Origin of the sequence: Roseibium aggregatum IAM 12614, assembly GCF_000168975.1 — a bacterium.
In the GTDB taxonomy this organism is placed as follows: domain Bacteria; phylum Pseudomonadota; class Alphaproteobacteria; order Rhizobiales; family Stappiaceae; genus Roseibium; species Roseibium aggregatum.
The window spans coordinates 314,023-324,427 of record NZ_AAUW01000005.1; the positions used below are offsets into that span (position 1 = coordinate 314,023).

A 10,405-nucleotide genomic window follows, 5' to 3' on the forward strand; every position below is an offset into this window, starting at 1 on the left:
ACACCCTAGGCGAGGGCAGGAGCGCGATGCAAATGACCGCTCTCGGTCAGGCAAACCATCGCTCGAGAAACCTGCAAAGCATTCCGCGACCTTCAACTCGCCACTAGCGGCAGGTAGTGGAAGGTCGTGAAGCATGAAATTTCCGCCGGTTCCTCAGGCTTTCGCCTTCTTCTTTGGACGCAGCACATGCACGTGGTCGGCGTCGTAAAGGGCGCTGTCGCGGAAATCGGCAGCAGGTTTCAGGGCATGGCCGACGAAGACCAACGCCGTGCGGGTGATCTTGGCGGCGCGCACTTCCGCGGCAATTGTCGACAGCGTGCCGTGGATAAAGGCCTCGTCCGGCCAGCCGACACGGTAGGCGACGATCACCGGGCAATCGGCGCCATAATGCGGCGTCAACTGGCGCTCGACTTCGCGCAGGTTCCGGATCGACAGGTGGATTGCCAGCGTCGCCCCGCTTTTGCCGAGCGTGTCCAGATCCTCGTTGTTCGGCATCGCCGAAGATTTCATCGCCGTGCGGGTAACGATGATGGTCTGGGCAACTTCCGGAATGGTCAACTCGGTCTTGAGCGCGGCAGCAGCAGCTGCAAAGGCCGGGACGCCGGGGGTGACGTCATAGGCGATGCCGAGCGCATCCAGCCGGCGCATCTGTTCCGCCGTCGCACCATAGATGGACGGGTCTCCGGAATGAACCCGGGCAACGTCCTGGCCCTTTTCATGGGCGGTCTTGATCTCGTCGATGATGTCGTCCAGCGTCATCGGGGCCGTGTCGATCACCCGTGCATCTTCGGGAGCTGCGGCGACGATCTGTTCTGGCACCAGCGAGCCCGCATAGAGGCAGACCGGACAGGACTGGATGAGTTTCAGGCCGCGCACGGTAATGAGATCGGGATCACCCGGTCCGGCGCCAATGAAATGAACAGTCATGCTTTGTCTTCCGTTTCGAGAATGTCGGAAATATCGGTCGTTTCGTCTTCTGTCCGCGATGAAGGCGCCGCTGCAGCGGGAGCCGGTGTTGAGTTCGTTTCAGCCGCCTTTGGCGCATCGATCCGCTTGGCATAGCCGCGCGGCGTATAGACGAAGGGTTTTCCGTCGCCGCGCATGACGGTGCGTGTATTGGTCGAGCCGACCAGAACGGTGGTCAGCATGTCGACATCATCGACGCTGAGTGCATGCAGGCTGGTGACACGGATGGTTTCTTCCGGACGGCCGAGATTGACCCCGAGAATGACCGGGGTCGCCGCCGAGCGATGCTCCAGAAGGATTTCCTTTGCCGCTGCCAGCTGGGTGCGGCGGCGTTTGGACACCGGGTTGTAGAAGGCAATCACGAAATCGCCCTCGGCTGCCGCATGCAGACGCTTTTCGATCGCTTCCCACGGGGTCAGAAGATCGGACAGAGAGATCGCACAGAAATCATGACCGAGCGGCGCACCGATACGGGCGGAGCAGGCCTGAAGGGCGGAAATGCCCGGCGCGTTGGTAACGCTGACCCGTTTGGCGGCATCCGACACGCCGCCATATTCCTCGTTCCGATGCAACAGCTCATAGACCAGCGAGCCCATGGCATAGATGCCGGCATCACCGGATGAAATCAGAGCGACATTCTTGCCCTTGCCGGCTTCTTCCAGGGCAAAGCGGACCCGGTCCTCTTCCGCACCAAGCGGGAAGTTGTGGTGGGTCTTGCCGGTTATGTGCTGTTCCACGATGTCGAGATAAAGCGAATAGCCGACAACGTCGGTTGCCTCGGCCAGAAGCTTGGTGGCCTCCGGTGTGCGCCAGTCGTCCTTGCCCGGACCGATACCGATAACGGACAGATGCCCGCGAGCCCGGCCGACCGCGTCGCTGTCGATCCACTTCGGAGATCGGGCAATGGCACAGGTCGCGTTGTCGGTTTTCTGCTTTTCGACCTTCAGCGTGCCGAACGCGCCGGAGGCGGCAAGGGCAGCCCCTTCCGAGACGCCGTAACAGCCGACTTCCTTGAAAACGACAGGAGAGGGGTTTTTCAGCCGGGGCGTCTCGCGCTGCAGCTCTTCTGCGGAAAAGACGCGCAAGGGCACATCCAGATGCACGGCCAGAGCATTGACGGCAGCTTCATCGGCCTTGAGGTCGATGGTCGTGACACAGGCGACAGCGCCCTTGGCAATGTTGGCTCCCGCCAGCTCCGTCTCCACCAGTTCGATCAGTTCGGCCGCATCGCAGCCACGCGCACAGCCGACGCCGACGGCATAGCGTTGCGGGTGGTAGACCAGCCGCGTCGGGCCTGCTTCTTCCGGCTGTTCGGTTGCCGACAGCGTGATGGCGGCATCGTCTGTCTGCTGCAGCTTTGCCTCTTTCAGCCAATCGGCGCGGCCTTCCAGGCGGACGGGAGCGCCGGAGAGCAGCTCGGCCATTACCGGTTTTGCATCTTCCGGATTGGCAAGACGCCAGCCGCGGGGAGGGGCGTCGAGCGCAACACCAAGCTTGGTGTCACCTGCCGTCGTGATCGCCGCATGTCCACCGAGAGCGCTGGCCAGAAGCTTGGCCAGTTCGTTGGCACCGCGATGCCCGCCGAGAAGTGGCACGACACTCTTGCCGTCCTCCGAAACCGCGATCACTGGCGGTTCGGTTGTCTTGTCGGACAGGACCGGAGCAAGCGCCCGGATCAGAATGCCGCTGGCACAGAAACCGACAATCGGGTGACCTGCCTGAAACAGCAGGCGGATATGGTCGATCGTTTCGTTGAACTGCGTGTCCGCCGTCGGCACACGCCCGGCAAGCCCGTGGATGCGGGCGGTTGAAAACCGTCTGGCGATCACTTCGGCTGCTGCGAGGCCAGCCTGGTTCAGGACGAGTAGGATGGGGGAAGCGTCCACGCTTCTTCTCCCTTGTAGATGAGGATCATGGAAAAATAGGGGGCGGTGTCGGTCTCAAGATCGATGAGCCGATGAACTTTCTGTTCCGGCAGGCTGGCACGTTCCACGTAACCGGCCTTCTCCAGCAGCCCCATGTCGGAAAGCAGGGTCTTCAGCCGTGTCAGGTGGCGGCCGACCTTCATGATGGCAACCGCCTGGGCTTCTTCGATCTTGCGGCGGATGTCCGCATCCGGAAGCGGGCCGGGAATGACAGTCAGCACATCGTTGCGTGCCGTCAGCGGCCGCCTGAGCCGGGCGGCGCAGGCTGTCAGCGAGGTGACCCCTGGCACGATCTCGATGGTGAAGCGGTCGGAAAGCCGCTCGAACAGATACATGAAGGAGCCATAAAAGAAGGGGTCTCCCTCGCACAGGGTCACGACATCCTCACCGCTTGCCAGAACGGCAGCGATCTCTTCGGCCGCCTTGTCGTAGATCTCCTGAGCCGGAAACCGGTCGACCCGCATCGGCACGACAATCGGAATTTCCCGAACGCCGTCCGGGATCGAGTCAGCGGCAATCGAACGGGCAAAGCTTTCGCCGGAATCGGGCGCAGGGTAGGCGATCACCCGGGCGCTGGCGATCAGCTTGTGCGCCTTCAGGGTCATCAGCTCCGGATCGCCCGGGCCAAGACCGATGCCATAGAGGGTGCCACTCATGATTTCGTCAGGCTCCACTGCGTTACGGGCATCAAAGGGCGCCATCCGGTCAAGCCGCCGATGGCGCTTGCCCGGTGAACGGAAACTTTCTTCAAAGTGCCTCCATGAGACTGATAGGCGGAAAGGAGTATGGCTTCGCTCTCCAAAGTCACTGCATTGGCGACAAGACGTCCGCCTCGGCCGAGCGCGGCAAGGCACACCTCGATGACACCGGGCGCTGTCAGGCCGCCGCCAATGAAGATCGCATCCGGCTGCGGCAGATCCTCAAGGCCTTCAGGCGCGCTGGCGTCCAGCAGCTTCAGGTGTGGAACACCGAGGGCAGCGGCGTTTCCCGCCGCCATCTGCCGGCGTTCAAAATGTGGCTCCAGGCCGATTGCCCGGGTCCGGTCGGCGGCCCGCAGCCATTCGATGGCAATCGAACCGCAACCCGCGCCAACATCCCAAAGGAGCGCACCGGGATGAGGTTTCAGTTCCGCCAGCGTGATGGCGCGGATGTCCTGCTTGGTCATCTTGCCGTCGTGGCGAAAGGCGTCGTCGGCAAGGCCTGGTGTCCGGGCGCGGAACCTCAGACCAGGGTCGGCAACCACCTCCAGCGCAAGCGTGTGAAAATCGGCAACCTCGGCAGACCAGTTTTCCGCAGCGCCTTCGACGCGCCGTTCCTTGGTGCCACCCAGATGTTCCAGAACGGTCATCCGGCTGCGTCCATAACCTTCATCGGCCAGAAGATCCGCCACCTGGCGGGGCGTATCCGCATTGCTGGTGAGACACAGGATCCGCGCGCCCGGATAAAGCGAGGCCCGCAGCAGATCGACAGGCCGGCCGTGAACCGACAGGCATTCGGTTTCCTGCAAGGCCCACCCCATGCGCGCCGCTGCCAACTGGAAGGCGGAAGGCGACGGCAGCACGATCAGCTCGTGCGCGGGAAAATGTTTCAGCAGGGACGAGCCGATGCCGAACCACATGGGATCGCCTGTCGCCAACACCGCAACGCGCTTCTGCCTGAGTGCAGCCAGATCATCAAAGACGGTCGCAAAGGGGCTGGGCCATGTCCGCTTCTCGGCGGTGATCCCGCCTGTCAGCTCCAGGTGGCGGGCGCCGCCATAAACGATGTCAGCGCCTGCCAGGGCTTCTGCACCGCCTGGCGCCAGAACGCCATCCTCGCCCAGGCCAACCAGCGTCAGCCAGGGATGCTTGTCTGTTCCGGAGGTCATTTGTCCTCCAGGCGATACGGTTTGATCACCGGCTTAATCGAAAGATCCTGCGGTTTGCCATTGCTGCTTGGCGACACCTGACGGGCACCGCGCGAGCGGTGATGGACCGGCTGGTCACCACTACCCTCCGCAGACACCTTCACGGCTCCGCCCGGCTGAGACAGGAACCCGCGAGACCGCAAGGGCTTTTTGCTGCCCACGGATTTGAGGCCGGGTGATTTCTCAGCATCTTTCGGGATATCCGCTGCCATCTTACGCTTCCTCCGGCAGACCGGCGGCCAGCGCGTTGACGGCGGCGGCGGCCATGGCCGATCCGCCCCTGCGGCCGCGCACGGCCAGGAAAGGCACCTTGAAGGGATTGGAAATCAGGGCGTCCTTGGATTCCGCAGCGCCTACGAAGCCGACCGGAAAGCCGAGAACCAGCGCCGGCTTCGGCCCGCCGGCGGCAATCATTTCCAGGAGGTGGAAGAGGGCTGTCGGCGCATTGCCAACAGCAACCATGGCCCCTTCCAGCCTGTCACGCCACAGCTCCACCGCAGCGGCGGAACGGGTTGTCCCAAGCTCTTTGGCAAGGTCCGGAACCGCGGGGTCGTTCAATGTGCAAACCACGTCGCAGCCTGCCGGAAGACGGGAGCGAATGAGACCATGCACCACCATTTCCACGTCGCAAAACACCGGCGCGGACCGTGCAAAGGCGTCCTGCGCTGCCGTCAGGATATCTTCCGACCAGGCAAGATCCTGTGGCAGGTCCGTCATGCCGCAGGCATGGATCAGCCGCACCGCGACCGGTTTCAGCCCGTCGGGAAGATGAGACAGCTCTGCTTCCGACCGCACGATCGAAAAGGACTGGCGGTAAATCGCCGCCGGGTCCTTTTCATAGTCGTAGGACGGTATGGTTTCGGTGCTCACGGCAGCCTCAATCTCCGCGGTTCAACGACCGGGGGCCGTGCGGATGGTCTGCGTGGGGGTAGGGGTGGTGGTGATGATCGTGATCATGCCCGTGACCGTGCCCGTGGCCGTGGCCGTGGCTATGCCCATGTGAATGCTCGTGCGAATGATCATGAGAGTGGCCATGATGATGCGCGTGATCGTGACCATTGTCATGGGAATGATCGTGATGATGGAGACCGTGGTCGTGGTCGTGGTCGTGGTGATGATGGCCGCCCGCCTGCACCTTTTTTTCACAGGCACCGGTGCAGATCTCGTCGCATAGTTGGCATTCCGCTTCCGCGCCGAGGCCTTCCACATGGTGGTGGTGGCTTTCCTGGGCCAGGCCCACTTCTGCCTCGAAGCCGAGCACCTGTTCGCGGTACTTGCACATCTGGCAGTTCATCAGATTGGCGCCCTGCAAGATCTCCTGCACCCGATCGGCCATCGTGTCGATCACCTGCGGGTGGTCGTTCAGATAACCGGCTTTCAGGAACTCGATCTCGGGATGCTTGGCGGCAACTTCGTCCGTGGTCGAATAGATCCGCTGCACCAAAACGCCGGTGAACAGGAAATAAGGGAACACCATAACGCGCTTGTAGCCGAGCTTCGCGGCATGTTCGAGACCGGGGCCGACCAGCGGGAAAGTGACGCCGGAATAGCAGGTTTCCGCCCAGCCGAAACCGAACCCTTCCCACAGCAGGCGGGTGATCTTGGAGACGTTGGAATTTGCATCCGGATCGGAAGCACCGCGCCCAACCACCATCAGCAACGTTTCGTGCAGTGGTACGTCGCTGTCGGCAGCGTCGATTGCCTCCTGCACGCGGGCAGCAGCGGCTTTCACCATGCGTGTGTCGACGGCCAGTTCGCGGCCATAGGAGATCGTCATCTCCGGATGCATGGCCTGATAGGTGTTCAGGACCGAGGGAATGTCGTTCTTGGCGTGACCTGCGGCAAACAGCATGCCCGGTACGGCCAGAACACGGGTGCAGCCGGCCTCGCGCAGCTTGTTGAGGCCATCATGAATCACCGGGTTGGCGAATTCCAGATATCCGTATTCCACCGGCCAGTCGGGAAAACGGGCCGTCAGGCCTTCCGCCAACTGGGCAAATTGTTTCACAGCACCCTTGTTGCGGCTGCCATGGCCGCAGATCATCAGTCCGAGTTTTTCGCTCATTGAGCCGCTTCTCCGGCAGTCTCGTCGTCTTCCGGACGGGCTTCTGGCGCGTCTTCGGCTTTTTTCTGCTTCTTGTCTTTGAGGGCAATGATGCCGGCGACGAGCGCGGCACCGGCAAGGGCTGCGACCCCGACCCAATGGGAATGACCGGCGAGTTCGCCAAGATGGCCCCCATGGGCAAAGGCGGAGGTTGGCAGCATGGCCGCAAGGCCTGCAAGGATGGTCCGACTGATCATGTCTCTCCCCAGTGGCTTATGCCGGATCGGCAGCGTGGCAACAGGCGTCGGGAAGAATGAAAGCAAACACGCGCAAAAGCCGGCCGGGCCGGGTGATCTGCTGATGCCTTGGACAGCTCCGACCTTGGTCCCCTGTTTGGGTCAACCTCATCCGGAATCGCTTTCAGTCCCTCCACGGGACGCCGTCAGGTGGCGGCACCTTAGGGGAGTGGCCATAGCGGATCAAGCATGAAAGCGACATTATTTGGCACGTTCGGACCACCTCCTCGCAGCAATTAATTGCTGTTCAGGCGTAGCCTTTTGCGTCTTTGCTAAACGATGGTTTGTCTTGCGGGCTCTATTGGATTACAGAAGGGCCGCTTTCGATCTGAAGGATGTGAATTTGGGGCACTTCCGGCGAAAATATCCGGACTTGATGGCAGCAGTCAGGCTTTTGCTGCTGCTGCCGTTCGTGCTGACGGCACTTCTTCCCAAAGGCTTCATGCCGGACGTGCGCGCGGATGGCGGCTTCACGGTCACGCTCTGCACGACGGAAGGCCTGCGCACAGTCACGCTGGATGCGAATGGCGTTGAAATACCGCCGGCATCCGACCAGGACAGCCCCGACGACAAAACCTCACACCACTGCGTTTTTGCCGGCATCGGTGCCTTTGCGGTTCCTGGCAAGGTTTCCTTCGTCTTCGGACAGGAGGAGATCGCCCGCCAGCCGGTGTCTTTCTCCGCGCATGTGTGGACTGCCAGCACATCCCGTGGCCGGAACTTTGCTCGCGCGCCGCCGCTCATCGTCTGATCTTCCCGAACCTTCATCTGAATAATGTGAACCCGAAGTCCAGCCGGCCTTTTCTGCCAGGTGCGCTTCGGTGTGGAGATCCCATGAGCAAAATCTTTTCGGGCGCAACGGATGCGTCCACCCCCAGCCGGTTTTACCTTGCCGCCTGGCGCTGGCATTTTTATGCCGGTCTTTATGTCGTGCCGTTTCTGGTCATGCTGGCCGTCACCGGACTTGCAATGATGTATATTTCCATTCTCGACGGCCGTGACGGTGAATGCATAAGGGTCGCCGTTTCCGGTGAACCTGTGTCGCTGTCCGGCCAGGCGGAAGCCGCGCTTGCCTCCCGCGGGGAGGAGGCAAACCTGGTGGAATGGATCGGTGCGAAATCAGCCGAGGGAGCAAATGTCTTCCGTGTCGAGGATGCGGGCGCCAATTACATGGTTGCCGTTGATCCCTATACGGGCTCGGTCATCGAGAGCTGGGTCCGGCGCGACGGCTGGTACGATCTCCTGAACGACATTCACGGGACACTTTTGATAGGTGACGTCGGCGACCGCCTGATCGAGATCGCGGCCGGCCTTGCCATTGTGCTGGTCGTGACCGGTCTTTACCTGTGGTGGCCACGTGCGGGCAGCGGCTCCGCCTTGGTGCCGGATTTTCGCACCAGTGGCCGTGCACTCTGGAAGAGCTTGCACAAGGTGATTGGGGCCTATGTCTCTTTAGTCCTGCTGGTCTTCCTGGTCAGCGGCCTTTCCTGGGCGGGTGTCTGGGGAGAGAAATTCGTTCAGGCCTGGAGCACGTTTCCCGTCGAAAAATGGTCCAACGTGCCCCTTTCCGATGATACTCACGCATCGATGAACCACGGCGCGATCAAGGATGTGCCCTGGGGACTGGAGCAGACCAGGATGCCGCTGTCCGGTTCAGGCGCCGGCATCGACGCAATAGCTCCGGGCACGCCCGTGGATCTGGACAGTATTGCCGCGTTCGGTCGGCAGATCGGCTATGAGGGGCGGTTCCGGGTCAACTTCCCCGGCAGCGAGACCGGGGTCTGGACTATCAACCAGGATTCCATGAGCAACGATTCGGAAAACCCGACGGTCGACCGCACGGTGCATATTGACCGGTACACTGGCCGGATCCTCGCAGACGTCGGCTTTAAGGACTATTCGCTGCCGGCCAAGGGCATGGCTGTCGGCGTTGCCTTTCACGAAGGCGACATGGGCCTGTGGAATGTGGTGCTCAACACCCTGTTCTGCCTGTCGGTGATCTTTTTGTGTGTCAGCGGGCTGGTCATGTGGTGGCTGCGCCGTCCGAAGGGGGCGGCCCTTCGCATCGTTGCCCCGAAAACACCGGACGACCTGCCGCATTGGCGCGGTGCGATGATCCTGATGCTCGCCATGTCTCTGGCCTTTCCGCTGGTCGGCATCACGCTGCTGAGTGTCCTGGCGCTGGACTATCTCGTCGTCAAACGTGTGCCGATGCTGAGAAAGGTGATCGGTTGAGGCAAACGCAAAGCGCCTGAACAGGCACCCATCCCCTGGGATGGGTGCCTGTCATGACCGCCAACCTCGTGGCAACCATTGGTGTTACCCAGGCCGACCGTAGGGAGACCCGGGGCCCACTCGTTTCCAGAGCAAGTGCGAGATGTGGCGCCTTCAGAAAAGCAACACCTGCTTCAGCAAGCTGTATTGCGAACAGGTCCGGGATCAGCGCTGTGGTTGTCCGGGGTGATGTTGAAAAACTCTGTGCGTCTGGTGTCAGGTGGCAGCATTCATCTGCTGTCACCCCTCTACTTGTGCCGGATCACCATAAGCGTGATGTCGTCATGAACGGTCTGCGTATCGATATGGGCCTTGAGGTCTGCCAGGATGCCTTCCAGCACCCGCGCCGCATTGGGCGCTGCATTCTGGCGGGCGCTCGCGACCAGCCGGTCCAGGCCGTACAGCACCCCGTCCGGGTCTTCCGCTTCGGTAACACCATCCGTGTAGAGGATGATGATATCCCCCGGGCCGAAAGCCAGTTCTCTGGTTTCAATGAAGGGTTCTATGTCTTCGTCGAGACCGATCGGGAAGCCGAGATCGACCGTGTCGATGATGTCGCAACGGCCATCTTCGCGCAAAATGATCAGTTCCTCATGCTGCCCTGACAAGGTCACCTTGTTCGATTCGAAATCGAGGAAAGACAGGGTCAAATGCTTGTCTGTCTTGGTGCGCTTGAGGTTTCGGCAGATGGCGCTGTTGAGCGCGACCAGGAACTGGCGCGGGTCTGACGGCCCGCGCTCCTGCAGGGCGACCGCGATGGATTGAACCATCAGCATCAGGACACCGCTTTCCAGACCGTGGCCGGTCACGTCGCCGATGCCGACCTTCACCTTGTCGTCCAGCTGCAGCACATCGTAATAGTCGCCGCCGACCTCATCCGCCGGCTCCATGAAGGCCGCGATTTCCAGTTCATGGATACCGCCAGCTCGTCTTTCGTCGGCAGCACCATCATCTGGATCTGCCGGGCCACCTCGATTTCCGCTCCCAGCCGGAG

At 61.5% G+C, this 10,405-nt stretch carries 10 protein-coding genes and 1 pseudogene; 2 read left to right on the top strand and 9 right to left on the bottom strand.

Annotated features, from left to right (window positions below; genetic code table 11):
• Positions 1 to 153 precede the first annotated feature (153 nt).
• The 8 genes from cobM to SIAM614_RS09110 are packed head-to-tail and all read right to left on the bottom strand — an operon-like array spanning position 154 to position 7,098.
• Complete coding sequence (cobM, locus tag SIAM614_RS09075) at positions 154 to 927, bottom strand: precorrin-4 C(11)-methyltransferase (RefSeq protein WP_006933821.1); 774 nt, start codon at positions 925 to 927, stop codon at positions 154 to 156.
• A complete protein-coding gene (gene cobJ, locus SIAM614_RS09080; RefSeq protein WP_006933823.1) occupies positions 924 to 2,852 on the bottom strand; it encodes a precorrin-3B C(17)-methyltransferase in 1,929 nt (642 codons plus the stop codon). The genes cobM and cobJ overlap by 4 nt, the downstream gene beginning before the upstream one ends.
• Positions 2,822 to 3,547, bottom strand: a complete 726-nt coding sequence (gene cobI / locus SIAM614_RS09085) for a precorrin-2 C(20)-methyltransferase (RefSeq protein WP_006933824.1) — start codon at positions 3,545 to 3,547, stop codon at positions 2,822 to 2,824. Before cobI ends, cobJ begins: the two co-directional genes overlap by 31 nt.
• Positions 3,544 to 4,758: a bifunctional cobalt-precorrin-7 (C(5))-methyltransferase/cobalt-precorrin-6B (C(15))-methyltransferase gene (locus SIAM614_RS09090; protein WP_006933826.1), complete on the bottom strand. Its 1,215-nt coding sequence runs from the start codon at positions 4,756 to 4,758 to the stop codon at positions 3,544 to 3,546. Before SIAM614_RS09090 ends, cobI begins: the two co-directional genes overlap by 4 nt.
• Positions 4,755 to 5,009, bottom strand: a complete 255-nt coding sequence (locus SIAM614_RS09095) for a hypothetical protein (RefSeq protein WP_006933829.1) — start codon at positions 5,007 to 5,009, stop codon at positions 4,755 to 4,757. The genes SIAM614_RS09090 and SIAM614_RS09095 overlap by 4 nt, the downstream gene beginning before the upstream one ends.
• 1 nt (position 5,010) lies before the next feature.
• Entirely contained in the window at positions 5,011 to 5,652 is a 642-nt protein-coding gene (locus tag SIAM614_RS09100) for a precorrin-8X methylmutase (RefSeq protein WP_208983936.1), read from the bottom strand.
• 22 nt (positions 5,653 to 5,674) lie between these two features.
• A complete protein-coding gene (locus SIAM614_RS09105; protein WP_006933833.1) occupies positions 5,675 to 6,862 on the bottom strand; it encodes a sirohydrochlorin chelatase in 1,188 nt (395 codons plus the stop codon).
• Entirely contained in the window at positions 6,859 to 7,098 is a 240-nt protein-coding gene (locus SIAM614_RS09110; RefSeq protein ID WP_006933837.1) for a DUF6732 family protein, read from the bottom strand. Before SIAM614_RS09110 ends, SIAM614_RS09105 begins: the two co-directional genes overlap by 4 nt.
• Positions 7,099 to 7,513: 415 nt before the next feature.
• Between SIAM614_RS09110 and SIAM614_RS09115 the strand changes: the two genes are divergently transcribed.
• Positions 7,514 to 7,888: a DUF2946 family protein gene (locus SIAM614_RS09115; RefSeq protein WP_157139749.1), complete on the top strand. Its 375-nt coding sequence runs from the start codon at positions 7,514 to 7,516 to the stop codon at positions 7,886 to 7,888.
• Positions 7,889 to 7,971: 83 nt separating this feature from the next.
• Complete coding sequence (locus SIAM614_RS09120) at positions 7,972 to 9,372, top strand: PepSY-associated TM helix domain-containing protein (RefSeq protein WP_006933839.1); 1,401 nt, start codon at positions 7,972 to 7,974, stop codon at positions 9,370 to 9,372.
• Positions 9,373 to 9,659: 287 nt separating this feature from the next.
• On the opposite strand, the pseudogene SIAM614_RS09125 reads toward SIAM614_RS09120, so the two are convergent.
• Positions 9,660 to 10,405 (bottom strand): annotated as a pseudogene (locus tag SIAM614_RS09125) (PP2C family protein-serine/threonine phosphatase); the annotation flags it as partial.